Below are 25537 nucleotides of genomic sequence, written 5' to 3'. Positions count from 1 at the left end.
ATGGGCGATGGGAGAACGCGAGGAGGGACGGAGTCAGCTGGAGGGGACGTTCAGCTGGGGGCCTGCCAAAGATTCAGAACTCGCGGCCGAGCAGTGCCTCGTTGAAGGGGTAGCGGGAGAGCTTGGCGATACCGGTATCGGTGATCAGCACCTCCTCCTCGAGCTTGACGCCGTCGGCGCCGCCCACCTCACCGATATAGCTCTCCACCGAGACCACCATGCCGGGCTCGAGCACACCGTCCGAGGAGAAACGGTCGAAGTCCATGTGGTGGGCCACCAGCGGTGTCTCGCCGTGCATGCCTACCCCGTGGATGATCGAGGGGTAGCGACGATCCAGGAAGCGCTCGGGTATCTTCCAGGCCTGTTCGGATATCTCGCGATACGTCATGCCGGGCTTGAGGATGCCCATGTTGTGGTGCACCTGGTCGTAGGCCATCCGGTAGAGCTCGCGCTGGTAGGCGCTGGGCCGGCCCGGGCCGACATGGAAGGTGCGCGAGAAGTCGGAGTAGTAGCCATGGCAGCCGATGGTATCGGTGTCCAGCGCCACCAGCTCGCCGGGGCGAATCTTGCGGTCGCTGGCCTCATGGAACCAGGGATTGGTGCGCGGCCCGGAGTTGAGCAGGCGGGTCTCGATGAACTCGCCGCCGCCACGGATCACCTCGCCGTACATGATGGCGAACAGCTCGTTCTCGGTGACGCCGGGCTTGATGGCGGCTTCCACCTCGGCCACCGAGGCTTCGCTTGCCGCCATGGACTGGGCCAGGCAGGCGATCTCCTCGGGGGTCTTGATACGACGGCAGTGCAGGGTGTCCTGCATGCAGTCGAAGACATCCAGACCCTGGGCCTCCAGCGAACGGGCCAGGTTGAGGGCACAACGGTCCAGACCGACCTTCCTGTTGCCACGACCATGCTCCCGGATCAGCTCGGCAATTTCCACGCCGAAGGGATCCGAGGAGAGATTGTCGCGCTGGTTCACCGCCGACCACACCACCTTGGAGGTGCGCGCTTCGTCGATGGTCTCCAGCCAGGTGGAGATATGGGCGCTGCCCGGATACTCGAAGAGGATGATCGGGCCTTCAAGTGGCACATAGATGTAGCGCGTGGAGTTGCGCAGGAAATAGCCGAACATGTTGCGCGAGCCGGTGGCGTAGCGCTGATTGTTCGGGTCGAACAGCACCAGGGCGGCATAGCCCTGCTCGGCCATCATGGCCCTCAGGCGCTCCAGACGCCCGGCGCGTAGTTGCCTGGGGTCGAAGGCGGTAGGGATGCTGTCGCCGTTGGCCATCGGCGCAGACGGCACGACCGGAATCCGGTCCGGTTCGCTGTCGGTCAGTTTCTCTGACTCTACGATGCTCATGGGGTCTCTCGCTGTGTCGTCAGGGGATGGCCGCCTGCACGCGCGGCCATCGGCAAGGGAGGTAGTAGGAGGCGACGTCAGGGCTCAGTCGGCCAGGCTGTCCGAGCGGTCCATGCCCTCCTCGAGGAGCCGTTCGTGGACCGGCGCCATGCGGCCGAAGATGCGCTGGGCACGCTCGGGACGGCCTATGAAGCCCGGCTCCTTGGCATAGGCGAAGATCACGGTGTGGCGCTCCTTGTCGCCCTCCACCGGCGTGACCCGGTGCAGCGAATAGCGGCCGAAAAAGACCTGCAGGTCGCCGGGCTGGAGATCGAGGGACTTGAGGCGCGTGCGGTCGCCGTCGATCACTTTCTCCACCTCCGCGAAGTTCTCCCCCTCGGGGCTGCGGATGCCGGAGGCGTACTCGAAGCGGCCGCCGCCATGGGACTGGCGGGTCATCATGGTGACGATGAACTCGTTGGTGTCATAGTGCCACGGATGCTGGCAGCCCTCGCGCAGCACGTTGACCACCAGGTCGGCCAGCGGGTCAGCGTACTGGTGGATCTCCTCCATGCCCACCACGGCACCGATGAAGCGCTGGAAGTCGGGATGCTCGTAGACCTGGCGGATAATGGTGTCGCCATCGATTCGGTCGCCGGCGACGAAGCCGTTGGTGCGGTCGTCGAAGCGGTTCACCGGATGACTGAGGGGTTTCTCGGGGTCACCGGCGCTGTTGTAGGGATTGGTCTCGATCTGGTTGTAGTGCGCCTCCGGCGAGAGGCGCTCGGTCTCGGCCTCGAGCCTTGCCAGCGCCTTTTTCGGCACGAAGTTCTTGAGCACCACGCAGCCGTCCTCGTCGAGTTGGCGACGGCACTGCGCGATGAGGGCGCGGCCGGCCTCACCGTCCACATCATCGACGGGGTAGCGAGTCAGGTCGATAAGGCCATCGAGGGTGTTGGTCGTCTGGACGTCAGCTGTTGCTTGCATGGGGCGCCTCGGCTCCTGAGAGTGGCGGGATGTCACTGGACAGCTTAATGACGCCTAATCCATAATGAAAATGAATGATTAAGATACAACCAATTTCAAGAGCTCATTGATCATGGATACCGTGCTACTTCGCACCTTTGTCACCGTGGCCGAATGCCAGGGATTCAGCGCCGCCGGCAAGGTTCTGCACCGCACCCAGTCGGCGGTGAGCCTGCAGATCAAGCGCCTCGAGGACCAGATGGGCCAGTCGCTGCTGGAGCGCACCAGCCGTAGCGTCTTGCTGACCGCCCCCGGGGAGCGGCTGCTGCCCTATGCCCGACACATGCTCAAGCTCGAGGACGAAGCGCGAAGCGCCATGGGCAAGACGCAGCGAGGCGAACTGATCCGCTTTGCCACCTCGGAGGAGCAGGCCGCCGCCTACCTGCCCGCCCTGCTGCCGCGCTATGCCGAGCGTTTCCCCGATACGCGCCTCGAGATCCAATGCGACATGAGCGCCAGCCTGGTAAAGGGCTTCCAGGAGGGGCTGCTGGACGTGGTGCTATCGATCCGCCATCAGCCGACACAGTCAGGGCAATTGCTCGGCTGGGAACCGATGGTGTGGGTGGTGGCCGAGGGCATTTCGCCGGCCGACTGGGCCACGCTGCCCCTGGCGCTCAACCCCGAGGGATGCATCTTCCGCGCCCATGCCCTCTCGGCCCTGGGCCGCCAGGAGCGACTCTGGGAGGTCCACTATTCCAGCCAGTCGCCTACCGGCATCAACCTGCCGGTTCAGGCCGGCCTGGCGATGACCGTGAAGACCCCCCGCAGTATCCCCGAGGGGTGCCGCATCGTCGGCGAGGCGGAGGGGCTGCCGCCTCTGGGGCAGGTAGAGATCGAGTTGCACCGCCGGCCGGGACACGCCAGCGATGCGATCGAGGCCTTCTGCGAAGAGCTGGAGCATCTGGTAATCGATCATGACGGCGTCGCCGCGCCGGAGCCGCGCGAGGCCACTCCCTGAGTCTGTTTATCCAACCCAGGGGGAGAAAACCGGTGCGAGCCCGAATCGTTGCCGACGCGGGCTCGCTGGCGCTTCTTGCTTTTTGCCTGTCCGAGAGGACGCAACGCCACCCGGATCAGTCGCGCTGGTAGGTGCCCACCAGGCGATTCATACCGAGAAGGTGAGGCTCGACCTGCTTGAGCAGCTCGGGTAGCGATAGGCCCTCCGGCAGGTCGGTGGCCTTGTCCAACGCCAGCACCCAGAAGTAGTAGTGGTGAACTCCGTGAGCATCCGGCGGCATGGGCCCCCCGTAGCCCGTCTTGCCGAAGTCGTTCAGCCCTGGGGTGCCCTCGCCACTGTTTTCTTCCAGCGAGTGGGTGGAAGCCGGAAGGTTATAGAGCACCCAGTGCACGAAACCGTAAGTGCCGTTCTGCACCAGGGGGGCATCCGGGTCGTGACAGATCACCGCGAATCCCTTGGTGCCCTCGGGCGCATCCTCCCAGGAGAGGGCCGGCGAGATGTCGTCCCCTTCCCCCGTGAATTGCCTCGGAATGGCGGTTCCCGCCGCGAAGGCCGGGCTGTGCAACTGCATGGTCGAGAGTGCAAAGGCCATGGTGATCAACCTCCCTGGATGTCCAAGATGTTGAGATGTCAATGTCAGGAATGACGGTCATATAGCGCCGGCTCAGCGTCGGAGAAAGCCCGACGCCTGTCAACGTCACCTGCCCATGGCATGATGGCCGTACGCCGCGAATTCAACCCGGGAGACTGCCATGCCTCGCCTGCTGATCGTCGCTCACGCCCCCTCGGCCAATACCCTCAGACTCCGCGAGGCCGCCGAGCGGGGCGCACACCATCCTGACATCGAGGACGTCGAGGTGGTCGTGAAGGCACCGCTGGAAGCGGGCCCGGAGGACGTGCTGGCCTGCGACGCCATCCTGCTCGGCACGACCGAGAATCTGGGTTACATGAGCGGAGCATTGAAGGACTTCTTCGACCGCAGCTACTACCCGGTACTGGAGGAAAAACAGGGCCTGCCCTGCGCGCTCTATATTCGCGCCGGCCGCGACGGCACCGGCACTCGCCGAGCGGTGGAGGGGATCGTCACCGGCCTACGCTGGAAATGGGCCCAGGAACCGCTGACCCTGCGCGGCAAGTGGCAGGATGCCTTTGCCGAACAGGTGGAAGAGCTGAGCATGGCAGTCGCGGCGGGATTGGAGGCCGGCGTGATCTAAAGTTATATGTTTATATTCTATTGATAGCTCCTTCCGACTCTCGTGCACCTGCTATACCTCAAGAGTAGCCGTGTATGCACCAGCGAGCTCGGGCTGTCTCGATGCCGCCTCGATTGATCGCACGACGACTCGACACCATCAACAAGAACACAACAATACAAACTGTCGGCCAGAAATGATGTGGAGCCTCCCCACCTTCGGCTACCCTCCAGTCTCTTCTTGGTTCTGGATGTCTCTGGTCGACTCACTGATGTGAGATGAGTCATGAAACCAACCGCAAGGCTACTAGTCATCGGAGTGACCAGCCTACTCCTCTGGAACCCATTCGCTCAGGCCGACGACCCCGTGATTATCGCCACTGCCAGCCCCTCCGGGGTCTACCATGTGGTAGGACGCGCGCTGTGTCGCACTGTCGACATGCCCTGCCGAGCTCAGCCGAGTGACGGCTCCAGCGCCAACCTGCGGGCCCTGCGAAGGGGCGAAATGAAACTGGCCATGGTCCAGTCGGACCTTCAGCAGTATGCCACCCAGGGCACTGAAGGATTCCGCAATGACGGGCCGGACGAAGGTCTGCGCTCCGTATTCTCCCTGCATAGCGAACCCTTCACCCTGGTGGTGCGCCGCGATGCCGGAATCCAGGGCTTCAACGACCTGCAGCAACGCTCCGTGAACATCGGCAATCCGGGCTCCGGGCAACGCGGCACCATGCTGCGGTTGATGGAGGCCCGAGGCTGGAGTCGCAGTGACTTCCGCCTGGCTCATGACCTGCCGGCCGACCAGCAGTCCATGGAGCTCTGCCACGGCAATATCGATGCCATGGTCTACACCGTGGGCCACCCCAATGCCTCAGTGGCCCAGGCCATCCGGCTATGCGATGCTGCAATCGTCGACGTGCAGGGCGATTTCGTCGACCTGCTGGTGAATGCCTACCCCTATTTCACGCGAGCCTCGATTCCCGGCGGCCTCTACGGCCCGGACCAGCCTGCAGTGCGCACCTTCGGGGTCAAGGCCACCCTGGTCACCACGGCAGACACCGATCCCGACCTGGTCTACCAGCTGGTCGCGAGCGTCTTCGCGGATTTCTTGCGCTTCAAGGCGACTCATCCGGCCCTCGGACAACTCACGGCCCAGACGATGATCCGTGACGGGCTCAGCGCTCCCCTGCATGAGGGCGCCATTCGCTACTACCGCGAACAGGGCTGGCTCGGGCCCGAGGCCATGCTCTCCGAACGCAACGAACAGCGGCGCCTTGCCGCGCGGGGCGCGCCGGCGCCCCACTGAACACCGCTTTACCACGCAGAACGGCACCCCGTAGGGTGCCGTTCTGCTTACCAGGGCAAAAAGAGTTGACCGAGCGTGTTAGTTGAGGCGCTCGAACACCGTGGCAACACCCTGCCCCATGCCGATGCACATGGTCGCCAGCCCCAGGGTGGTATCGCGCTCCTGCATCACGTTGAGCAGGGTCGTGATGATACGCGCCCCGGAGCAGCCCAATGGGTGGCCCAGCGCAATGGCACCGCCATGGAGATTGACCTTGTCGTCCATGGCGTCATGCAGGCCCAGATCCTTGAGCACCGGCAGCGACTGGGCGGCGAAGGCCTCGTTGAGCTCCACGGTCTGGATATCGTCGATGGTCAAGCCTGCTGTCTTCAGCGCCTTCTTCGAGGCCGGGACCGGGCCGTAGCCCATGATGGAGGCATCACAGCCGGCCACGCCGGTGGAGAGCACCCGGGCGATGGGCACCAGGCCCAAGGCCTTGGCACGCTCGTAGCTCATCACCGCCATGCCGGCCGCGCCGACCGAGAGCGCCGAGGAAGTGCCGGCCGTGACGGTGCCGCTGCGGGGGTCGAAGGCCGGTTTGAGCTCGGCCATCTTCTCCAGGCTGGCATCACCACGAATGACCTCGTCACGATCGACCCGGATCCGGAAACCGTTGGCGTCATGGCCCTCGATGCCGATGATCTCGCGGTCGAAGCCGCCGTTCTCCATCGCCGCCTGGGCCCGCTGATGGGACCGTACGCCGAAGGCATCCTGATCCTGTCGCGAGATGCCGTGCATCTTGCCCAGCAGTTCCGCGGTCAGGCCCATCATCATGGCGGCCTTGGCCACGTGCTTGCTGGCCGCGGGATTGACGTCGACGCCGTGGGTCATGCCCACGTGCTCCATGTGCTCCACGCCGCCGACGATATAGAACTCGCCCATGCCGGCCCGGATGTTGGCGGCGGCAATGTGCAGCGCACTCATCGACGAGCCGCACAGGCGGTTGACCGTCTGAGCCGGCACGCTGTTCGGGATCTCGGTGAGGATCGCGGCGTTGCGGGCGACGTTCATTCCCTGCTCGAGGGTCTGGTTGACGCAGCCCCAGATCACGTCGTCGACCTCGGTCGGGTCGAGCCCCGGGTTGCGGTCGAACAGCGCCTGCATCACGGCGGCGGAGAGGTTTTCGGCGCGCACGTGGCGAAAGTTGCCCTGCTTTGCCTTGGCCATGGCGGAACGGGCACAGTCGACCACCACCACGTCTCTCGGATTCAAGCTCATCGATAACTCCTTAAATAATGACCGGAATGTCCTGACCGTTGAGTGGCGGGCTCAGCTCTTGGCCTGGCGGGGATAGAATCGTTCGCCGGCACTGGCCATCTGGCGTAACTTGTCGGTGGGCGCATAGAGCGGGCCGAGTTCCTCTGCCAGGCCCTCGGCCAGCTCGACGAAGGCATCGACACCCATGGCATCGATATAGCGCAGCGCGCCGCCGCGGAACGGCGGGAAGCCGATGCCGTAGATCAGCGCCATGTCGGCCTCGGCAACGGTGCCGACGATACCGTCCTCCAGGCAGCGCACGGCTTCCAGGCAAAGCGGCACCATCATGCGGGCGATGATGTCGTCGTCCGAGAACTCCTTCTGCTCCTTGACCACCTGCTTGACCAGCGCATAGGCGTCGTCGTCGCTGACCTTCTTCGGCTTGCCCTTCCTGTCCTCTTCATAGGCGTAGAAGCCCTTGTCGTTCTTCTGCCCCAGGCGCTCGTTGTCGAACATCAGCTGGACGGCGCTCTTGCCCTCCTGCGCCAGGCGCTCAGGGAAGCCTTCCGCCATCACCTCACCGGCATGCACGGCGATATCGATCCCCACCACATCGAGCAGGTAGGCGGGGCCCATGGGCCAGCCGAACGTCTCCATCACCTTGTCGATGCGCTGAAAGTCGGCGCCCTTTTCCAGCAGGAAGTTGAAGCCGCCGAAGTAGGGGAACAGCACACGGTTGACCAGAAAGCCGGGGCAATCGTTGACCACGATGGGCGTCTTGCCCATGGTGCGGGCGTAGGAGACGGTGGCCGCCACGGCGGCATCGCCGGTCTTTTCGCCACGGATGACCTCCACCAGCGGCATGCGGTGCACGGGGTTGAAGAAGTGCATGCCGCAGAAGTTCTCCGGCCGCTTGAGATTCTCGGCCAGGCGAGTGATCGAGATGGTCGAGGTATTGGTGGTAAGAATCGCCTCCTCGCCGACCGCCTCTTCCACTTCGGCCAACACCTTGCCCTTGACCTCGGGGTTCTCGACTACCGCTTCGACCACCAGATCGATATGGTCAAAGTCCCCGTAGGATAGGGTCGAGCGGATGTTGGTGAGCCTCTCGGCCATCTGCTCGGTGGAGAACTTGCCCCGCTCCACCTGCTTGGCGAACAGCTTGCGCGCCTCCTTCAGGCCGAGCTCGATGGCCTCTGTCTTGATGTCCTTCATCAGGATCGGCGTGCCCTTGGAGGCGCTCTGGTAGGCGATGCCGCCCCCCATGATGCCGGCGCCGAGCACCGCCGCCTGCTTGACGGGCCGCGCCTGCTTCTCATACTGGCCGCCCTTCTTCTTGACCACCTGGTCGTTCATGAACAGGCCGACCAGGTTGAAGGCGACATCGCTCAGCGCCAGCTTGGCGAAGGCCTTGGCTTCGATGGCCTGGGCGCGGGCGCGCGACTCGCCGGCACCCTTCTGGATGACCTTGATCGCCTCGATGGGTGCCGGGTAGTGCGGCCCCGCCTTGCCGGCCACATAGCCCTTGGCGGTCTCGAAGGCCATCATCTGCTCGATGGGGCCGAGGCCCAGGGGACCTGTCTTCTCTGCGCGGCGAGCCTGGTAATCGAGTTCGCCTGCCCGAGCGCGGGCCAGGATGTCGTTCGCCGCGGCTTCCAGCTGTTCGCCGGGCACCACGGCATCCACCGCCCCCATGCGGAGGGCAGCGTCGGCGCGGTTCTCGCTGCCGCCGGCGATCCACTCGATAGCGTTGTCGGCACCGATGATTCGCGGCAGTCGCACGCAGCCACCCCAGCCCGGCAGGATGCCCAGCTTGGTCTCGGGCAGGCCGATCTTTGCGGACTCGGCCATGACGCGAAAGTCCGTGGCCAGGGTGATCTCGCACCCCCCGCCCAGGGCCAGGCCATTGATGGCGCTGACGGTGGGAAACGGCAGGTCCTCTATGGCATTGAAGATGCCGTGCACCCGCTCGAGCAGGCTCTCGATCTGGTCCGCTCCCTGGGCGAACATATCCTGGAACTCGTTGATGTCGGCGCCGACGATGAACGCCTCCTTGGCGCTGCAGATCATCAGGCCCTCGAGACCTCTCTCGGCCCTGATGGCCGAGACGGCCTTCCCAAGCTCCGCGACCACGGCGCTGGACAGCGTGTTGACGGACTCGTCCTTCAAATCGAAAGTGAGCGTGGCAATGGCATCGCTCCCGTCCTTGAGACCACGTGCCACCGTGATGGCATTGCCTTGATAGATCATCCAGGAACCTCCATGCAGGAATTCATACGGCCGTTTGATTTTTTGACAGCTTGGTGCAGCCGAGACCGAACGTCAAGCCCTGCCGACAGCATGGCACGTCCAGAGCGACTCACCCCAACGGGAACCCGACTGTTAGACTCGACGAATGAAAAACGAACCCGCGACGGATGCGCCAGAGCCCTCCGCGACAGCTCCCGTCGGCAAGCAGTCGCCGCGCCTCAGCGCCTGGCAGGCCCGTATCGAACGGCTGGTGGAGCTTGTGCGGCCCTGGAGCTGGCTGTGGCCACCAATGGCCCTGGCCGCCGGCCTGGGAAGCTTCTTCCTGGTGGAACGCCAGCAATGGCTGGGCGCCATGCTGGCACTAGGCATGTTGCTGGCCTGGGTGCTGTTGCTTACCGAGAGCCTGATCGGCCGACTGCTGGCCCGGCGTGGCTACCCGACCCTGCCGCGTGGCGTGACCACCTTCATCGCCCAACTGATCCACCAGGAGACTCTGTTCTTCACCCTGCCCTTTCTGCTCGCCACCACGGTATGGCAGAGCGGCCAGGCGTTCTTCACCCTGCTGATCATGGCCATGGCGCTGCTGTCGATCCTCGACCCACTCTATTATCGGCTGGCCGAACGGCAGCGCTGGCTCTTCTTCGCCTTCCATGCGCAGTGCGTGTTCCTGGTGGTACTGGTCACGCTACCGACCCTGCTGCACCTGACCACCGGCCAGAGCCTGCTGCTGGCCATCGGCGCCATGGGACTATTCAGCCTGCCGAGCCTGATGCACCTGCTACGACCGATGACTCGCTCACGTTGGCTGACGATATTGGCGCTGGTGCCTCTGCTGGCCGGGATGGCCTGGGTAGGTCGCGTCTGGGTGCCGCCGGCCAGTCTATGGATCTCGGGCAGCGCCCTCTCTCCCAGCTTCGATACCGAGGCCAGGAGGCCGGTCGGCAGCACCCCCCTGACCCCGGCGGCACTGACCCGCGAGGGGCTCTATGCCTTTACGGCGATCCATGCCCCCCGCGGCCTGCTTGAGGACGTAGTACATGTGTGGCGACAGGACGGCGAGGAGGTCGACCGCATTCCACTGGAGATCCAGGGAGGACGAGAAGCCGGTTACCGATCCTGGAGCCACAAGCAGAACTTTCCCGCCGAGTCCGAGGGCAGGTGGCGCATCGACGTGATGACCGACAGCGGTCAGCGAATAGGCCTGCTGCGCTTCACGGTCAGTGAAGATGCCCAGACAGCCACCCTGGCCGACGGCACGATCCAGCGTCCCTCGGGGATCCCCGGTCTGGACATTCGTCAGCTGCTGCCCCGACCCGAATCGGCCTCCGACGACACAGCCGCGAAGGATGGCGAGACAGAAGAGACAGAAGAGACAGAAGAGACAGAAGAGACAGAAGAGACAGAAGAGACAGAAGAGACAGAAGAGACAGAAGAGACAGAAGATGAGGCGGGCAAGAACGAGGGGATGCAATGATAAGCCTGCTTGCATTTCACGCGGACGGTTCGGACAATCCAGTAAGGCTTTTCCCGGATGCACAGACCCATGCACCAGAACATCGGCTTCCAGCTCTCCCGCGTGCCGCGCCTCTGGCGCGCCGTCATCGACCGGCGCCTGGCGCCGCTGGGCCTGACCCAGACCCGCTGGATTACCCTCTACCACCTCTGGCGGCTCGGTGATGGCCAGCCCCAGTGCGACCTGGCCCGGGCCATCGGCGTCGAGGCCCCCTCCCTGGTCCGCACTCTGGACCAGCTCGCCGAGCAAGGTCTGATCGAGCGGCGCGGCTGCGACCAGGACCGCCGCACCAAACGAATCTTCTTGACCCCCGAAGCCACGCCGCTGCTGGAACAGATCGACGCGGTCGTCAGCCAGGCGCGCGGCGAGATGCTGGCCGGCCTGGACGACGCGGAAGTCGAGCAACTGGCGAGCCTGCTGTCGCGCATCGAGGAGAACGGCCTGGCGATCCAGGCCCGCGAAGACGTGGAGTAATCACCTTCCGTCGCGCGGCCGGCCCGGGAGCTGTTCCCTCCCCGGCTGATCGGGATGCCCGGCGAGGGCGTCACGCAGGGCCGCGAAATCCCCCAGGTAGCTGGAGAACCGCTCGGCATCCTGAGACTCCCACCACCAGAGACCGAGCGCGGCCCTGTTCGATTCCAGCACCTTGGCATCCAGGGGCAGGCGCGTCAGTAGGGCTTCGAGCGGCGCCTCGGCCGCTTCTGGGAGAGGCCGCAGCGGCTCGAAGCGCCAGTACCAGCCATGTCGAAACGGCTTGAGTGCCGGACCCGCCTCGACGTCTCGCACCAGCGTGAAATCAGGCCCTGGCTGCTGTGGCGGATAGGGCCAGCGGTAGTGGGGCATGACACCCCTGGCTTCGTGAAACGGTGGCTTGTCCAGCTTGACGGTAACACCCGCCCGGCTCATGGCCGTACGCATCTGCGCCACCCGCTTCTGGCGCGGGCTCGGCTTGATCCAGAGCACCGGTGAAATCACCAGCATCACCGCGATGAAAATGATCAGCCAGGCCATACCGTTCTCCTCGTGAATCTTGATGCAAGTCGTTGTCTTGTCATGCGAGGCATCCTAGAGTGGAAGCGTCCCCAATACGCTGGACGCTGTACGGAGAGTCGCACCATGAGCAACGAATATCGTCATGTCCTGGTCGCCGTTGATCTGACCAAGGACTCCTACAAGGTGCTGGAGCGGGCGATGCAGATCGCCGATCGTAACCATGCCAAGCTATCCATCATGCATACCCTGGAGCCGCTGGGCTTCGCCTACGGTGGCGATATACCCATGGACCTCACCAGCATTCAGGACCAACTCGACGAACACGCCAAACAGCGCCTGGCCGAGATTGCCGACACCCATGTGTCCCGCGAGAACCAGCATGTGGTGGTGGGCATGCCCGACACCGAAATCCACCGCTTCGCCGAGGAACAAGACGTCGATCTGATCGTGGTCGGCTCCCACGGCCGTCATGGGTTCGCCCTGCTGCTTGGCTCTACCTCCACCGGCGTGCTGCACGGGGCCCGGTGCGACGTGCTGGCGGTACGGGTAGGCGCCAAGGGCGAGGAAAGTGAAGAATAACGAGTCGCGCCTTGCTCCACCGCAAGGGCGGCCTTGTGGCGCCCTTGCGGTTTCGTGTCCGACGCTCGCGAGACGCCACTGAATCGTGGCGTTGTCACTCGCCGGCGGCCATCGCCTCGAGCTCCATCCACCGTTCCATGGCCGCTTCCAGTGCGGCCTGGCTATCGTTGAGCGACTGCAGGGTCGCCGACACGGTATCGGCGTCCCGCTGGTAGAACCCCGGATCGCCCACTTGTGACTCGTAGGCGGCTATCTCTTTCTCGAGGCGTTCGATCTCGGCCGGCAGACCGTCGAGCTCGCGCTGCAGCTTGTAGGAGAGCTTGGACGGCCGGTTCGCGGGGGTGGCAGCTGCCTTGGCCGGTGCCGAAGTGGCGCTCGCCGCCGGCGCGGTGGGCTCGGCATGCTGGCGCGCCGCGCCCTCCCAGGGCGCCGGTGGCAACCGGCCACCCTGGCGCACCCAGTCGCTGTAGCCGCCCACATACTCGCGCACCCGACCCTGCCCTTCGAAGGCCAGCACGCTGGTCACCACATTGTCCATGAAGGCCCGGTCGTGAGAGACCAGCAGCAGGGTGCCATCGAAGTTGAGCAACAGTTCTTCGAGCAGTTCCAAGGTCTCGACGTCAAGGTCGTTGGTCGGCTCGTCGAGCACCAGGACATTGGCCGGCTGGGTAAAGAGCTTGGCCAGCAGCAGGCGGTTGGACTCACCGCCCGAGAGCGCCTTGACCGGTTGGCGCACCCGCTCGGGAGTGAACAGGAAGTCCTGCAGATAGCTCATCACATGGCGGTCGCGACCGCCCACGGCGATGCGATCGCTGCCCTGAGCCACGTTGTCGTAGACGCTTTTCTCCGGCTCCAGACCGGCGCGCAGCTGGTCGAAATAGGCAACCTGCAGCTTGGTTCCGAACTGCACCTTGCCTTCGGTCGGCTCCAGCTCTCCGAGCAGGATCTTGAGCAGCGTCGTCTTGCCGGCGCCGTTGCGGCCGATAAAGCCGATGCGGTCGCCGCGCTGGATCTCCAGGCTGAGGTCGTCGATCACCACCTCATCGCCGAAGCGCTGGGTGACGTGCTCGAGGCTCACCACCCGCTTGCCGCTGCGCCCGCCGCTGTCGACGGCGAGCGAGGCCTTGCCCTGGCGTTCACGACGCTCGCTGCGCTCCCGGCGCAGCTGCTCCAGCGCCCTCACCCGGCCCTCGTTGCGGGTGCGCCGCGCCTTGATGCCCTGGCGGATCCAGGCCTCCTCCTGGGCGAGCTTCTTGTCGAACTCGGCATGTTCACGGGCTTCAACTTCCAGCTCGTGGTTCTTCTGCTCCTGGTAGGCGGCGTAATCCCCGGGGTAGCGGCCCAGCCGCCCGCGGTCGAGCTCGAGGATCGCCGTGGCGAGCTTCGACAGGAAGGCCCGGTCGTGGGTGATGAAGAGCACGGCGCCATTGAAGTCCAGCAGCTGCTCTTCCAGCCAGGCGATGGTATCGAGGTCGAGGTGGTTGGTGGGCTCGTCCAGCATCAGCAGGTCTGGGTCGGCGACCAGCGCCCGGGCCAGCGCCACGCGGCGGCGCCAGCCACCTGAGAGTGCGGCCATCTCGGCGTCGGCGGGCAGCCCCAGTCGAGTCAGCACCACGTCGATGCGCTGATGGAAGGACCAGCCGTCGATCGCCTCGATCCGCGTCTGCAGCTCGGCCATGCGGCGCATGTCCGGCTCCGCCTCGTGGATCAAGTGATGATACTCGGAGAGCAGTTCCCCGGCCTCGGGGAGCCCCTGGGCCACCACATCGAAGATGGTCTGGCCGGTGGCATCCGGTAACTCCTGGGCGAGTACCCCGATCTTCAACCCCGGTGCCCGCCAGATATTGCCGCCGTCGGGCTGGATCTCCCCGGCCACCAGCTTGAGCAGGGTCGACTTGCCGGTGCCGTTGCGCCCCACCAGGGCAAGGCGCTCGCCCTTCTCCAGTACCAGGTCGGCGCCATCCAGCAACACTTGGTTGCCGTAGGCCAGTTGCAGCTGTTCCAGACGTAGCAGGGTCACGCGCTCACCTCTTCATTCATCGAGGGCGCTAGTGTAACGCATGGCCGGCCCGGCGTGGCGACGGGTACAATGCGCGCCTGTTTCCTGAAGGAGTTCCGCCTTGGCTGCCCCGACCGACACCTTCGACGACGTCCTGCCCGAGGTCCTGCGCTTTACCTCGCCCACCCCGCTGGTAGACATCGGCGCCAACCTGACCCACGAGAGTTTCGCCCGGGATCTGCCGGCGGTGTTGGCCCGCGCCCGGGCAGCCAACGTCACCACCCTGATCCTCACCGGTACCGACCGCGAGCATGCCGAGCAGGCCGTGACGATGGCGCGTCGTCATCCCGGGCTCTTCGCCACCGCCGGGGTGCATCCACACGACGCCAGCCGCTGGAACCCAGCGCTGGAGCGGGCGATGCGTGACCTGCATCGCCAGCCCGAGGTGGTGGCGGTGGGCGAATGCGGCCTGGACTTCAACCGCAATTTCTCCACGCCCGCCGAGCAGGAGCGGGCCTTCGAGGCCCAGCTCGGCCTGGCGGTGGAGAGCGGCAAGCCACTTTTCATCCACGAACGGGACGCCGGACGCCGCATGCGCGAGATGCTGCACGCCTGGCGAGACGACATCGCTGACGCGGTGGTGCACTGCTTTACCGCCGAGCGCGAGACCCTTTTTGGCTATCGCGACCTGGGCCTGCACATCGGCCTGACCGGTTGGCTGTGCGACGAGCGTCGCGGCCACCACCTGCGTGAACTCGTCGGCGAGATTCCGCTGGACCGGCTGATGGTGGAAACCGACTGCCCGTACCTGCTGCCTCGCAATTTACCTGCCAAACTCAAGGGCAGACGCCACGAACCGGCTTTGCTGCCCTGGATCGTGCGCGAGATCGCCCACTGGCGTGGCATGGAAGAGGCCGAGCTGGCCCGTACCACGACCGCGACCGCGCTCGCCTTCTTCCGCCTGCCGGCGGACGAGACGCGCCCCGCCACCCAACATGAGGAGTCCTGACATGGCCGGCCCCGAGAGCAACGAGATTCCCGGCTTCATCGCTGTCGAGACCGGCGAGGACGGCGGCTTGCCGCTGGCCATCGCCTGGACGCTGCCCGATGGGCGGGTCAAGCACACCCTGATCCAGCCGGACGACGACTGGCTGGATAACGAGATGGTCTCGCTGGGCGAGTACAGCCTGGAGGAACTCAACAGCATGGGGGTAAGCCCCCTGGATGTGATCCGTGAGCTGGAGAATGACCACTTCAGCGAAACCCTCTTCACAGCCGGGGTGAGTGATGACGAGGCGGCTATCTCGCGACTCTTCGACACCTATGGCCTCGACCCTTTCGTCGAACTGGCCCCCGCGGAGAGCCTCTACGGCGAGCTCGAGCCCGGCGACTGGGCCCGAGCCCGGGGCGAGCTGTTCGGCGAACTGGGCCTGGAGCCGCTGCGCCCCGAGCACGAGGTGGCGGTGATGCTCAACCTCCACCAGCGCCTCGTCCCAAGCATCGCCCCCCCCGATGCCCTGCCCTTCGATGGCCGGCTGCTAGACGGCGATGACGTCGATGACTGAGCGGGCGCCATGCAACTACGCCCCCGACCGTCCCAGCAGCGCCAGGGCCCGCTCGACGATGCCCGCCACCGAGGGCAGCGTGACCGTGGCGGCCGGTCCCAGGGCTATGAAGCTGTCTTCGGCAGTCAGCCGTGCCAGGCGCTCGCTTGCCACGCCGCGCTCGACCAGGCCGGTGATCAGCTCCTCGCTCGGCGAGCCCGACCGCCGGCACTCGTCCACCACCAGGATGCCCTCGCAGTCGGCTACCCGACGATACAGGGCATCGTGATCGATAGCTGTCAGCCAGCGCAGGTCGATGAGGCGCAGCGCGATGCCCTCTTCCTCCAGGCGGACAGCCGCCTGCCGCGACAGGTGGACCCCGTTACCGTAGCTGACGATGGCCAGGTCGCGTCCCTCTCCCCATTGGCCGAGCTCGCCTACCGCCAGGCGGTAATCCGGCCCCGGATCAACACAGCAGCCGCGATCATCTCCCTCCTCCAGCAGATCACGGGCGTGGTAGCGGGCGATGGGCTCGAGGAGCACCACCACCCGCTGCTCCTCGTCGGCCAGGCGTACCGCCTCCTGCAACAGCCCCACCGCCTCGGCGCCGCTCGACGGACAGGCCACCAGCAGCCCGGGGATGTCACGCAGCACGGCAATGGCATTGTCGTTGTGGAAGTGGCCACCGAAACCCTTCTGGTAACCGAGCCCGGCAATGCGCACCACCATGGGGTTGGTGTACTGGCCATTGGAGAAGAAGCTGAGGGTGGCTGCTTCGCCACGCAGCTGGTCCTCGGCGTTGTGCAGATAGGCGAGGAACTGGATCTCCAGGATCGGCACCAGACCACTCTGGGCGAGGCCGATCCCCAGTCCCAGGATGCTCTGCTCGTCGAGCAGCGTATCGATCACCCGGTGAGGGCCGAACTGCGCCTGGAGCCGCTGGGTGACCCCGTAGACGCCACCCTTGCGGCCGATGTCCTCGCCGGCCAGCACCAGATGCGGGTAGCAGGTCATCAGCCGCTGCAGCGCCTGGTTGATCAGCCTGGCCATGGGGGCCGGGCTCGCCTCGACCTGCCCCTGCCAGGCTAGTCGCCGGCCGGAACGCGATGGCGGCAAGATGCTCGCCATGACCTGTTCGGCGCTTTCCAGTTTCGGTCGCCGGATCACCGCCTCGGCCTCCTGAGCTACCCGCTCGCCGATCGACCGATAACGCTCGGCAATCTCCTCCACGGAGAGCACGCCGTGCCGGCGCAACAGGCCGGCACTGACCAGCAAGGGGTCACGGGCCTCGTCGGCCTCGATACGCGCGGCCGGCAGGTAGGCCTGCTGGGCATCGGAGCCGGCGTGACCGAAGAGGCGCACACAGTGCATATGGAGGAACACCGGCTGGCGATGGGTGCGGGCGATGTGCGCGGCCTCGCGGGCGACCTGCCAGGTATCCAGCAGGTCGAGGCCGTCGCAGGCGAGATAGTGGAAGCCGGGGTGGGCACGCATGCTGGCGGCGATCCAGCCGGCCGGCGTGGGCATGGAGATGCCGATGCCGTTGTCTTCGCAGACCATCACCAGCGGCATGGGGGCGCCCTGCCAGGCGGCCCAGCCGGCGGCATTGAGAGCCCCCTGGGCGGTGGAATGATTGAAAGAGGCATCCCCGAAGCTGCAAAGCACCACGCTGTCCCGCGGCCACTCGCCGCCACCCCCCAAGCGACGCCACAGCCCCAGGCTGTGCGCTGCCCCCACTGCCTTGGGTAGATGGGAGGCGATGGTGCTGGTCTGGGGCGGAATGTTGAGCCTTCTGGAACCCAGCACCTTGTGGCGACCGCCGGAGATCGGATCCTCGGCCGAGGCCGCGAAGCTCAGCAGCAGATCGCGGATCGGCATCTGGTCCGGCACGGCGCGGCTGCGCTGGATCATGAAGGCCGCATCACGGTAGTGCAGGAAAGCGGGATCACTGGGGCGGAAGGCCCGGGCGATAGCGGCGTTGCCCTCGTGGCCGGCACTGCCGATGGTATAGAAGCCCTCGCCCCGCGCCTGGAGCCGCCGGGCGTGGAGATCGAGGTGCCGGCTGGTCAGCTGGGACTCGAAGAGCTCGACGAGCGCCTCGGGATCGAGCCCGGCCGCCTCAAGGGAGCTGTCATGTGACGGCGCGGGCCAGCTGTCATCATGCAGGGCGGCAAGGAAGCGGCGTTCCTGGGGCAGGGAGTCGGCCACGGTCGGTCTCCGGTCGGCTGGACAGTGCCCTTCAGCCTAGTCGATCGCCTCGTGGGGCCGCGACCCGGCCGACTCGAGACAACATTGTCCGACCGCCACGGCCTGCTCGAGGTTGCCACTCTCCTGGTAGAAAACCGCCAGCGCCTGCCGGAAAGCCGCCGCCCGGCCCGGCAGGCCCTCACGCAGGTAGCGTTCGGCCCGCGCCTCGACCCGTGCCTGGAAGCCTTGGCGGTCGACCTCCACCTCGCCCAGGTTATCGATGCTGACCCGGAAGGGCCGGCCGCAAGCCCGCGAAAAGAGCAGCTCCAGCGCCTGGGGTGCCACCTCCACCGCCTCGAAGTCGCGCTGCTGGTCGGCATCGCGGCCGTCGGGCAGGTACCAGTAGCCGTAGTCCTCGAACTCACGCCGACGGGCGCCGGCAATGCACCAGTGGCTGACTTCATGCAGGGCGCTGGCAAAAAAGCCGCGAGCGAAGATCACCCGATGACAGGGGGAGGCTTCGTCCGCCGGCAGGTAGAGGGGTTCGTCGCCACCGCGAACCAGACGGGTCCGGTAGCGGGGCAGGAAGAGACCGTCGAACAAGGCCATCACATCCTCGAGTCGGTGGCTCACGCAGGCTCCAGGTAGGCGTCAAAGGCGCCATTATAGGGGCAAGGCCGCACACAGCGAAAATCGCCGCCCCCTGATACACTGGGCGACCCGCCTGCGCTCGTCCCGGGCCGGACGCTGCCGACTCATCATCGATGCATGGAGCTGCTGCCTTGGCCTCGTTCTCCTCACGCCTGCTGGCCATCAGCCGCAAGGAAACGCGGCCGCTGCTGCGCCTGGCACTGCCCATCTGCGGGGCCCAGCTGGCCCAGGCCGGCATGAGCGTCGCCGACGTGATGATGACCGGACGACTCAGCGCCACTGATCTGGCGGCGGTCTCGGTGGGTTCCAGCCTGTGGATGCCGCTGATGCTGTTCATGACCGGCACTCTGATGGGTCTGACGCCGATCGTCGCGCAATTGCTGGGTGGTAGGCGCACAACGGAGATTCGTCCCAGCGTGCACCAGGCGCTGTGGATCGCCCTGGCCCTGGGAGTGGCCGCCGCGGTGATGCTGTGGAGTGCGGTGATGCCGGTCTTTCGCCTGATGGCGGTGCCTGAGGAGGTCGCCACGCGCGCCGCTGGCTATCTGGCCGCCGTGGCCTTCGGCATGCCCGGGGTGGCCCTTTTTCAAGCTCTACGCGCCTTCTCGGACGGCATGAACCATACTCGCCCGTCGCTGTGGATCAGCCTGATCGGACTCGGCGTCAACATTCCCAGCAATTTTCTGCTGATCTACGGTGGCGAGGGTCTGACGGGACTGTTCGGCGAGGGGGTACCCGATATCCTGCAAGGCATCCCCGCCCTGGGGGCACTGGGCTGCGGTATTGCCACGGCACTCTCCATGTGGGTAATGTGCCTGGCGATGATCGCCTACACCCGCCGCTCCCAAGCCTACGGCGACGTCGCACTCTGGCACTCCCCGACAGCCCCGCGTTGGCCGTTGATCCTCGAGCTGCTGTATGTGGGCGTCCCCATCGGCGTGGCGATCTTCGTCGAGGTGACGCTGTTCACCCTGATCGCCCTGTTCATCGCCAGCCTCGGCGAGGTGACCGTTGCAGCCCACCAGGTGGCCCTCAACTACACCTCGATACTCTTCATGCTCCCGCTTTCCCTGGGGATGGCGCTGACCGTGCGGGTGGGCAACACGCTGGGCCAGGGCCGCCTCGGTGATGCTCGGCTGTTGGCCTGGAACGGCATCCTGGTAGCACTGGCCGTGGCGGGGCTCAACAGCCTGCTGCTATGGATCACTGCCGAGCCGGTGATCGGCCTGTACACTCATGACCGTGAGGTGCAGAACCTGACCTTGACTCTGGTCGGATTGGCGATGATCTTCCAGGTGTCGGATTCCCTGCAGGTCAATCTGGCCGGGGCCCTGCGGGGCTACAAGGATACTCGGATCATCATGCTGATCACCGTCCTGTCTTACTGGCTGGTGGGGCTGGGCGGCGGTCACTGGCTGGGAGCGCAAGGCCTGTTCGGGTGGATCGACCCGATGGGCGTGCACGGTTACTGGATCGGCCTGATTGGCGGCCTGACCATCGCGGCTCTGCTGCTGGGAGAGCGGCTCAGGCGCATCAGCAAGGCGACGACTCATGGACAGATCGAGATTCCCGCCGAGTGATTTCGGCCGTACAGCCCGCCGCCACTGGATCCAGGGGCTGACGGTGATGCTGTGTCTGTTGCTGGTCGGCTGCGGCGAGGGGGATAGCGAGACCCTGCTGCGCGGCTATCAGCAGCGCCTGGCCGAGACCCTGGGCGTCGAGGCACCTGAGCGCGCCTCCCCGGACAACATCGGCGCCTTCCCCGAGCAGGACGAGCGGCTGTTTGGAATCGCCGAGACTCGCGAGGGCCTTCTCGATATCTTTGCCCTGCGCGAGTGCCATATCGCCAACCTCGTGGCAGGGCGCAACAACCAGCTCGGCAAGGTAGCGGCCCCCAGCCAGCGCTGGCTTTATGAGCTCAAGCTATGGCGCAGGCTGAGCGGCTGCTGGAACGGGGACGTGCCGGACACCCTCTCCGATGACAGCCGGGAACGCCTGGTGCATCTGACCAGGACCAAGACCGATCGGCTACCGCAGGTCAGCTGGAATGCCCTGTTCGCCTCCGAGGAGTGGGTCAAGAACTTCTCTCGAGCAAGCTCTCCCCTCTCCCCCGACGACCTCGACGAGGTTGAACCGCGCAGTGCCGCCCTCAGCTACTTGCGGGAGGCAACCCTGCACCAGTTCGATCGGAGCTGGGTTCCCGATTCCTCCACCCTCGAGGGTCACCTCAAGACCCTGCAGGAGCGCCCGCTTTCTGCCGAGCTGCTGCGCACCCTGCTGCTAGCCGAGCAGCGGCTTGCCGAGGCTTCGACACTGATCGAAGGAGTTCTGGAAAACCAGGACGGGAAAGCCTGTCGCGGCGCGCCCGAGCGCCTGGCCGACTCGTCCGAGGCGACCCGGTTGATGACATGGCTGAGCGAGCTCGAACGCGCCGCACGACACTGGTTCGGGGCCATCGACGCCCTCCTCGAGGTGCATGTGACAGCGCCACCGGCAGTGGCCGACTATCGTCGACGCTGGCTGTCACTGACCGACCCCGAGGCTCCCCTGCCGGCCTTCAGGGCGAGCCTCGATCGCCATGCTGCTCTGCGCAATCGCCTTGCCCGTCACTGCCGATGAGCCACCGGGACTTAACCTCGGCAATCACTCTGTGCTATTGATGAAGTAACAGTGACGCAGTGCGCTGCCTACCAGGCCGAAGTCGTGACCACGCAGCACTTGGAGGGACATCATGGGAATCCCGCAGTCACCCCGCTCCGCCCGGGTCATCGATCTCGAGGCCATGCGCAAACGGCAACTGGCGCGCCGCCGGTTGGTTCGTCTTTCACCCGAGCTGGACAGTCTGGAGATGGTCTATCGGCTCGCTTCGGATGCCGACACCCTGTACGGCATGCCGCTGCTAGCCTGGGGCCTTCAGGAAAATGGCGAGGTAGTCGGCCTGGTGCCCTGGATGGAGGCTTTGACGCCCTGCCATCGCCTGGATGACGCCGAACACGGACATTTCATCGGCTATCGTGACCCGGAAACAGAGGAGCTCTTCGAGGAGGCTCCCGAGCACAAGGTGCTGGAGCTCGAGCACGCCGCGGCCTACTTCGATTACGAAGAGACCGACGAGACCACGCTGATCCAGCAACTTCCCGAGACCCAGGGAACCCATGCCCTGTGCATGGACGAGGACGATGCGCCCTGGCAGCTGAAGCAGGTCTTCGGCTGGCGTCTCTACAGCGATGGCTCGGTGGAGGCGCTGCTCGCCGACGAGCGCCTCATCGAGACCACTCCCATCCTGCCCAGCGACCCCTGCCTCTATCCCGGCCATAGCCGCCACCGGGTGGTCTACTTCTTCCAGCGGCAGATCGCCAACCGCATCCGGCATGAGGACCCCACCACCCTGGAAGCGCTGGCCCTGATGGTCATGCCCGACAGTGACGTTGACACATCGAGCCGATGACAGGCTGGTCGCGACTCAGCCGAGACGGATAAAGTAGAGGTAACTGCCGTCGTCTTCCTGCTGACGCAGGAGTTCATGCCCCAGGAAACTGCAAAACTTGGGGATGTCTCGCGTCGTGGCTGGGTCGCTGGCGATCACCTTGAGCACCTCCCCCGACTGCATGTCACGCACCTTGTTGTGCATCAGCATGATCGGTTCGGGACAGTAAAGCCCGGTAGTATCGAGTTGCGCGTCACAGGCCGGCAGGGTATCCGCGGAATCAACCATCGATGACCTCGTTGCGGGAAAGTAAAAGTAAGGGAGTAACGGATGATCAAGATCATTATCGAACGTCGTATCATGCCCGGCCTGGAGGAGGAATACGAGGCAGCCGCCCGGGAGGCCATGCGCCATTCCCTCGGCGCGCGTGGCTTCATCGGCGGCGAAAGTCTCGTCGAGCTTGGCCACAGTGATCGACGTCTGATGATCACCAAGTGGCGTGACCTGCGCGCCTGGAAGGAATGGTACCAGAGCGAGACACGCGCCCGAGTCATGCAGAGCCTGCTGCCTCTGCTGACCGAGGAGGAGCGTGTCCGCATCTACGAACCGACGTCCCATTGACCGCGCGGATCCGGATCAGTCGAGGATGCGCACGTGTACCGTTACCTCCTCGCGATCATGGTAGAGATGGCGACACGCCACCTTGGCTCGCACACCGGCCTCGGCGAGTGCCGACTCGAGGCCCGAAAGGCAGCGGGAGACTTCCTGCCAGCGGCGCTTCATTGGCAACTTCAGGTTGAACACCGCCTCCCGGCACCAGCGCCGCTCCAGCCAGCGTTGGACCATGGACATCACGCGCGATGGCTTGTCGACGATATCGCACACCAGCCAGTCGAGCCGGCCGGGCGGCTCCCAGACGAAGCCGTCCTCGCGCAGGTGCTCCACCAGCCCCGTGGCCATCAGTCCCTTGTCCATGGGGCCGTTATCGATGGCGTAGACCTGCATGCCGCGTTGCACCAGTTGCCAGGTCCAGCCGCCGGGAGCGGCGCCAAGGTCGGCTGCCTGCATGCCCTCCCCCAGCCGCTCCTCCCAATCATCTCGCGGTATAAATTCGTGCCAGGCCTCCTCCAGCTTGAGGGTGGAACGACTCGGCGCGCGGTGGGGAAAGCGCAGCCGGCGAATTCCCCCGGGGAGTTCGCTGCGATTACCGGGAAAGCTCATGCCCAGTTGGACGCGATCACCGTCACTCCACAGCAGGTGAAGACGGCGGCTACCGGCCTTGCGCCGCAGGGCGCCGCGTTTCTTGAGCAGCGACTCCAGCGGCCGCTTGAGTGCCTTGATCAGGCCGGCGAGGGCCTTGGCGTCGTTGGTGTCCGGCGTCTCCTGCCATACCGACTCGAAGCTCCAGCCACTCGCCACGACCTGGTCGATGATGGGTGTCAGGCGATCCTCACGGGGAAGCAGGAGCGGCGGTAACGCGAGCAGGCTCTGCCGGGCAAACACCAGGCTGGCCAGAGGCAATCCTCGATGCAGCGCGTTGGCCGGTGCATCGCCGGCGGCGATGAAGCGCACGAACCCGGCACCGGAACTGAAATCGGCCTCTCCCTGCCAGCCCAGCGCCAAGGCCTTGTCCGCGAGTTCTGCCGCCAGATCCGGCTCGAATCCCGAACGACAATAGAGCAACAGCTCGCCGGGAATCGTCATCGGCCAGTCTCCTTGGACGCACCCGTGACCGAATCCGGGGACGCGCGATTGCGCAGGTCCTCGATATCCTGCAACTGGACATTGAGCGCATTGGTCGAAATGGTCACCTCCCAGAGCGAGTAGATCAGCGAAATGGACAGGGTCACCAGGCTCACACCGAAGAGCAGCACGCCCAGCAGCTCAAGTGACAGGAAGAGCGCGAACATCGACAGCGTACAGAGCAGGAAGCTCAGTACACCGGCCACCTGCATGCGCTTGGTCAGGGAGATACGCCGACGCAGCAACACGATCTGTCGTGCGGTGCCGGACTGATGACGGTCGCGCTCCTCGTCTGCCAGCTTGCGGATCAACTGGGCAAGCACCAGAAAACGGTTGGTATAGGCCAGTAACAGCAGCGAGATGGCAGGAAAGAGCAGGGCCGGCGTGGTAAGCGTCACGAACGATCTCCGGTGGTGATTCGTAACACCATGATAACAGCTGCCACTCTCATGGGCCGCCCATGAAAAAACCCCGTGCTCTGTCGAACACGGGGGTTTTTTCGGGATAGGGGCCTGACGATGACTTGGCCGGCACTCCGGGACTCTCCATGGGGAGACCCCCGCAACGACGAAACCCCGACCAATGGCCGGGGTTTCTGAATAGGGGCCTGACGATGACCTACTCTCGCATGGGGAGACCCCACACTACCATCGGCGCTGAGCGGTTTCACTGCTGAGTTCGGCAAGGGATCAGGTGGTTCCCGCACGCTATGGTCGTCAGGCGAAAAACGGTGAATCATGCTGACGCGAGGCGTCTCGTCGTATCCGGCGGTCGGTCGTCATCCACAGACCGCTTGGGTGTTATATGGTCAAGCCTCACGGGCCATTAGTACCGGTTAGCTCAACGCCTTGCAGCGCTTCCACACCCGGCCTATCAACCAGCTGGTCTCGCTGGGCCCTTCAGGAGGCTCGAGGCCTCGGGGATGTCTCATCTTGAAGGGGGCTTCCCGCTTAGATGCTTTCAGCGGTTATCCCGTCCGCACATAGCTACCCGGCAATGCCACTGGCGTGACAACCGGAACACCAGAGGTGCGTCCACTCCGGTCCTCTCGTACTAGGAGCAGCCCTTCTCAAACATCCAACGCCCACGGCAGATAGGGACCGAACTGTCTCACGACGTTCTAAACCCAGCTCGCGTACCACTTTAAATGGCGAACAGCCATACCCTTGGGACCGACTTCAGCCCCAGGATGTGATGAGCCGACATCGAGGTGCCAAACACCGCCGTCGATGTGAACTCTTGGGCGGTATCAGCCTGTTATCCCCGGAGTACCTTTTATCCGTTGAGCGATGGCCCTTCCATACAGAACCACCGGATCACTAGAACCTACTTTCGTACCTGCTCGACGTGTCTGTCTCGCAGTTAAGCACCCTTATGCTCTTGCACTCACTGCACGATTTCCAACCGTGCTGAGGGTACCTTCGTGCTCCTCCGTTACGCTTTGGGAGGAGACCGCCCCAGTCAAACTACCCACCACACACGGTCCTCGATCCGGATCACGGATCTGAGTTAGAACGCCAATGATGCCAGGCTGGTATTTCAAGGTTGGCTCCACCCGAACTGGCGTCCGGGTTTCCAAGCCTCCCAGCTATCCTACACA

At 64.9% G+C, this 25537-nt stretch carries 24 protein-coding genes and 2 rRNA genes; 12 read left to right on the top strand and 14 right to left on the bottom strand.

The annotated features are described in order from the left end of the window. Positions 1-73: 73 nt before the first annotated feature. Entirely contained in the window at positions 74-1357 is a 1284-nt protein-coding gene (locus HALO32_RS08175; protein ID WP_151443302.1) for a M24 family metallopeptidase, read from the bottom strand. Positions 1358-1441: 84 nt separating this feature from the next. Continuing rightward, the gene (locus HALO32_RS08170) at positions 1442-2323 is read right to left on the bottom strand and encodes a HalD/BesD family halogenase (RefSeq protein ID WP_151443301.1); all 882 of its coding nucleotides are present in this window, start codon (positions 2321-2323) and stop codon (positions 1442-1444) included. 112 nt (positions 2324-2435) lie between these two features. Here HALO32_RS08170 and HALO32_RS08165 point away from each other — a divergent pair, with 112 nt between their 5' ends. After that, positions 2436-3320: a LysR family transcriptional regulator gene (locus tag HALO32_RS08165; RefSeq protein ID WP_151443300.1), complete on the top strand. Its 885-nt coding sequence runs from the start codon at positions 2436-2438 to the stop codon at positions 3318-3320. Positions 3321-3435: 115 nt separating this feature from the next. Here the strand turns inward: HALO32_RS08165 and HALO32_RS08160 are convergent, their stop codons facing one another. Beyond that, positions 3436-3912: a YbhB/YbcL family Raf kinase inhibitor-like protein gene (locus HALO32_RS08160; RefSeq protein ID WP_151443299.1), complete on the bottom strand. Its 477-nt coding sequence runs from the start codon at positions 3910-3912 to the stop codon at positions 3436-3438. A 160-nt stretch (positions 3913-4072) separates the two neighbouring features. Here HALO32_RS08160 and HALO32_RS08155 point away from each other — a divergent pair, with 160 nt between their 5' ends. Both HALO32_RS08155 and HALO32_RS08150 read left to right on the top strand, forming a co-directional pair. Beyond that, the gene (locus HALO32_RS08155) at positions 4073-4534 is read left to right on the top strand and encodes a flavodoxin family protein (RefSeq protein WP_151443298.1); all 462 of its coding nucleotides are present in this window, start codon (positions 4073-4075) and stop codon (positions 4532-4534) included. A gap of 264 nt (positions 4535-4798) precedes the next feature. Further along, positions 4799-5815 carry a TAXI family TRAP transporter solute-binding subunit gene (locus HALO32_RS08150; protein ID WP_151443297.1) on the top strand — a complete coding sequence of 339 codons (1017 nt, stop codon included), beginning with the start codon at positions 4799-4801 and terminating at the stop codon, positions 5813-5815. A gap of 78 nt (positions 5816-5893) precedes the next feature. On the opposite strand, the gene fadA is transcribed toward HALO32_RS08150, so the two are convergent. Both fadA and fadB read right to left on the bottom strand, forming a co-directional pair. Next, a complete protein-coding gene (gene fadA, locus HALO32_RS08145) occupies positions 5894-7072 on the bottom strand; it encodes an acetyl-CoA C-acyltransferase FadA (protein ID WP_151443296.1) in 1179 nt (392 codons plus the stop codon). Between the two features lie 51 nt (positions 7073-7123). Continuing rightward, entirely contained in the window at positions 7124-9301 is a 2178-nt protein-coding gene (gene fadB / locus HALO32_RS08140; protein ID WP_151443295.1) for a fatty acid oxidation complex subunit alpha FadB, read from the bottom strand. Positions 9302-9446: 145 nt separating this feature from the next. Here fadB and HALO32_RS08135 point away from each other — a divergent pair, with 145 nt between their 5' ends. Both HALO32_RS08135 and slyA read left to right on the top strand, forming a co-directional pair. Next, the gene (locus HALO32_RS08135) at positions 9447-10775 is read left to right on the top strand and encodes a DUF5924 family protein (RefSeq protein ID WP_225809848.1); all 1329 of its coding nucleotides are present in this window, start codon (positions 9447-9449) and stop codon (positions 10773-10775) included. 69 nt (positions 10776-10844) lie between these two features. Beyond that, complete coding sequence (gene slyA, locus HALO32_RS08130; RefSeq protein WP_151443294.1) at positions 10845-11288, top strand: transcriptional regulator SlyA; 444 nt, start codon at positions 10845-10847, stop codon at positions 11286-11288. Here the strand turns inward: slyA and HALO32_RS08125 are convergent, their stop codons facing one another. Then, positions 11289-11825: a preprotein translocase subunit YajC gene (locus HALO32_RS08125; RefSeq protein WP_151443293.1), complete on the bottom strand. Its 537-nt coding sequence runs from the start codon at positions 11823-11825 to the stop codon at positions 11289-11291. 105 nt (positions 11826-11930) lie between these two features. Between HALO32_RS08125 and HALO32_RS08120 the strand changes: the two genes are divergently transcribed. Next, complete coding sequence (locus tag HALO32_RS08120) at positions 11931-12386, top strand: universal stress protein (RefSeq protein WP_151443292.1); 456 nt, start codon at positions 11931-11933, stop codon at positions 12384-12386. 94 nt (positions 12387-12480) lie between these two features. Here HALO32_RS08120 and HALO32_RS08115 read toward each other — a convergent pair whose 3' ends face one another. Beyond that, a complete protein-coding gene (locus HALO32_RS08115) occupies positions 12481-14406 on the bottom strand; it encodes an ATP-binding cassette domain-containing protein (protein ID WP_151443291.1) in 1926 nt (641 codons plus the stop codon). A gap of 100 nt (positions 14407-14506) precedes the next feature. On the opposite strand from HALO32_RS08115, the gene HALO32_RS08110 reads away from it, so the two are divergent. After that, on the top strand, positions 14507-15394 hold the full coding sequence (locus HALO32_RS08110; RefSeq protein ID WP_151443290.1) for a TatD family hydrolase: 888 nt from the start codon (positions 14507-14509) through the stop codon (positions 15392-15394). Position 15395: 1 nt separating this feature from the next. Then, entirely contained in the window at positions 15396-15950 is a 555-nt protein-coding gene (locus HALO32_RS08105) for a hypothetical protein (protein ID WP_225809846.1), read from the top strand. Between the two features lie 15 nt (positions 15951-15965). Here HALO32_RS08105 and HALO32_RS08100 read toward each other — a convergent pair whose 3' ends face one another. After that, positions 15966-18137: a thiamine pyrophosphate-dependent enzyme gene (locus HALO32_RS08100; protein ID WP_151443289.1), complete on the bottom strand. Its 2172-nt coding sequence runs from the start codon at positions 18135-18137 to the stop codon at positions 15966-15968. Between the two features lie 36 nt (positions 18138-18173). Beyond that, on the bottom strand, positions 18174-18749 hold the full coding sequence (locus HALO32_RS08095) for an elongation factor P hydroxylase (RefSeq protein WP_151443288.1): 576 nt from the start codon (positions 18747-18749) through the stop codon (positions 18174-18176). A 149-nt stretch (positions 18750-18898) separates the two neighbouring features. Here HALO32_RS08095 and HALO32_RS08090 point away from each other — a divergent pair, with 149 nt between their 5' ends. The 3 genes from HALO32_RS08090 to HALO32_RS08080 all read left to right on the top strand — a co-directional run bounded on the left by HALO32_RS08090 (position 18899) and on the right by HALO32_RS08080 (position 22215). Further along, entirely contained in the window at positions 18899-20347 is a 1449-nt protein-coding gene (locus HALO32_RS08090; protein WP_151443287.1) for an MATE family efflux transporter, read from the top strand. Continuing rightward, positions 20319-21386 (top strand): DUF3080 family protein, encoded by a 1068-nt coding sequence (locus tag HALO32_RS08085; RefSeq protein ID WP_151443286.1) that lies wholly within the window; start codon positions 20319-20321, stop codon positions 21384-21386. Before HALO32_RS08090 ends, HALO32_RS08085 begins: the two co-directional genes overlap by 29 nt. Before the next feature lie 112 nt (positions 21387-21498). Then, complete coding sequence (locus tag HALO32_RS08080) at positions 21499-22215, top strand: hypothetical protein (RefSeq protein ID WP_151443285.1); 717 nt, start codon at positions 21499-21501, stop codon at positions 22213-22215. Between the two features lie 15 nt (positions 22216-22230). Here HALO32_RS08080 and tusA read toward each other — a convergent pair whose 3' ends face one another. After that, positions 22231-22482 carry a sulfurtransferase TusA gene (gene tusA / locus HALO32_RS08075; RefSeq protein WP_151443284.1) on the bottom strand — a complete coding sequence of 84 codons (252 nt, stop codon included), beginning with the start codon at positions 22480-22482 and terminating at the stop codon, positions 22231-22233. 42 nt (positions 22483-22524) lie between these two features. On the opposite strand from tusA, the gene HALO32_RS08070 reads away from it, so the two are divergent. Further along, positions 22525-22815, top strand: coding sequence for an antibiotic biosynthesis monooxygenase family protein (locus HALO32_RS08070; RefSeq protein WP_151443283.1), 291 nt, complete (start codon positions 22525-22527; stop codon positions 22813-22815). 15 nt (positions 22816-22830) lie between these two features. Here HALO32_RS08070 and rlmM read toward each other — a convergent pair whose 3' ends face one another. The 4 genes from rlmM to HALO32_RS08050 form a co-directional block, all read right to left on the bottom strand. Next, a complete protein-coding gene (gene rlmM / locus HALO32_RS08065; RefSeq protein ID WP_151443282.1) occupies positions 22831-23898 on the bottom strand; it encodes a 23S rRNA (cytidine(2498)-2'-O)-methyltransferase RlmM in 1068 nt (355 codons plus the stop codon). After that, complete coding sequence (locus HALO32_RS08060) at positions 23895-24335, bottom strand: DUF2721 domain-containing protein (protein ID WP_151443281.1); 441 nt, start codon at positions 24333-24335, stop codon at positions 23895-23897. The genes rlmM and HALO32_RS08060 overlap by 4 nt, the downstream gene beginning before the upstream one ends. Before the next feature lie 207 nt (positions 24336-24542). Then, positions 24543-24658 (bottom strand): 5S ribosomal RNA (gene rrf / locus HALO32_RS08055). Between the two features lie 83 nt (positions 24659-24741). Then, positions 24742-25537 (bottom strand): 23S ribosomal RNA (locus tag HALO32_RS08050); the annotation flags it as partial.

It is taken from the genome of Halomonas lysinitropha (assembly GCF_902500215.1).
Taxonomy (GTDB): Bacteria; Pseudomonadota; Gammaproteobacteria; order Pseudomonadales; family Halomonadaceae; genus Halomonas; species Halomonas lysinitropha.
Note: the sequence above shows the minus strand (reverse complement) of the source record. Positions and strands in the feature narration are given on the sequence as shown.

Coding starts and splice junctions, on each gene's coding strand:
- HALO32_RS08175 (WP_151443302.1), bottom strand. CDS start 1,357: ATGAGCATCGTAGAGTCAGAGAAACTGACCGACAGCGAACCGGACCGG.
- HALO32_RS08170 (WP_151443301.1), bottom strand. CDS start 2,323: ATGCAAGCAACAGCTGACGTCCAGACGACCAACACCCTCGATGGCCTT.
- HALO32_RS08165 (WP_151443300.1), top strand. CDS start 2,436: ATGGATACCGTGCTACTTCGCACCTTTGTCACCGTGGCCGAATGCCAG.
- HALO32_RS08160 (WP_151443299.1), bottom strand. CDS start 3,912: ATGGCCTTTGCACTCTCGACCATGCAGTTGCACAGCCCGGCCTTCGCG.
- HALO32_RS08155 (WP_151443298.1), top strand. CDS start 4,073: ATGCCTCGCCTGCTGATCGTCGCTCACGCCCCCTCGGCCAATACCCTC.
- HALO32_RS08150 (WP_151443297.1), top strand. CDS start 4,799: ATGAAACCAACCGCAAGGCTACTAGTCATCGGAGTGACCAGCCTACTC.
- fadA (WP_151443296.1), bottom strand. CDS start 7,072: ATGAGCTTGAATCCGAGAGACGTGGTGGTGGTCGACTGTGCCCGTTCC.
- fadB (WP_151443295.1), bottom strand. CDS start 9,301: ATGATCTATCAAGGCAATGCCATCACGGTGGCACGTGGTCTCAAGGAC.
- HALO32_RS08135 (WP_225809848.1), top strand. CDS start 9,447: ATGAAAAACGAACCCGCGACGGATGCGCCAGAGCCCTCCGCGACAGCT.
- slyA (WP_151443294.1), top strand. CDS start 10,845: ATGCACCAGAACATCGGCTTCCAGCTCTCCCGCGTGCCGCGCCTCTGG.
- HALO32_RS08125 (WP_151443293.1), bottom strand. CDS start 11,825: ATGGCCTGGCTGATCATTTTCATCGCGGTGATGCTGGTGATTTCACCG.
- HALO32_RS08120 (WP_151443292.1), top strand. CDS start 11,931: ATGAGCAACGAATATCGTCATGTCCTGGTCGCCGTTGATCTGACCAAG.
- HALO32_RS08105 (WP_225809846.1), top strand. CDS start 15,396: ATGGCCGGCCCCGAGAGCAACGAGATTCCCGGCTTCATCGCTGTCGAG.
- HALO32_RS08085 (WP_151443286.1), top strand. CDS start 20,319: ATGGACAGATCGAGATTCCCGCCGAGTGATTTCGGCCGTACAGCCCGC.
- HALO32_RS08080 (WP_151443285.1), top strand. CDS start 21,499: ATGGGAATCCCGCAGTCACCCCGCTCCGCCCGGGTCATCGATCTCGAG.
- tusA (WP_151443284.1), bottom strand. CDS start 22,482: ATGGTTGATTCCGCGGATACCCTGCCGGCCTGTGACGCGCAACTCGAT.
- HALO32_RS08070 (WP_151443283.1), top strand. CDS start 22,525: ATGATCAAGATCATTATCGAACGTCGTATCATGCCCGGCCTGGAGGAG.
- rlmM (WP_151443282.1), bottom strand. CDS start 23,898: ATGACGATTCCCGGCGAGCTGTTGCTCTATTGTCGTTCGGGATTCGAG.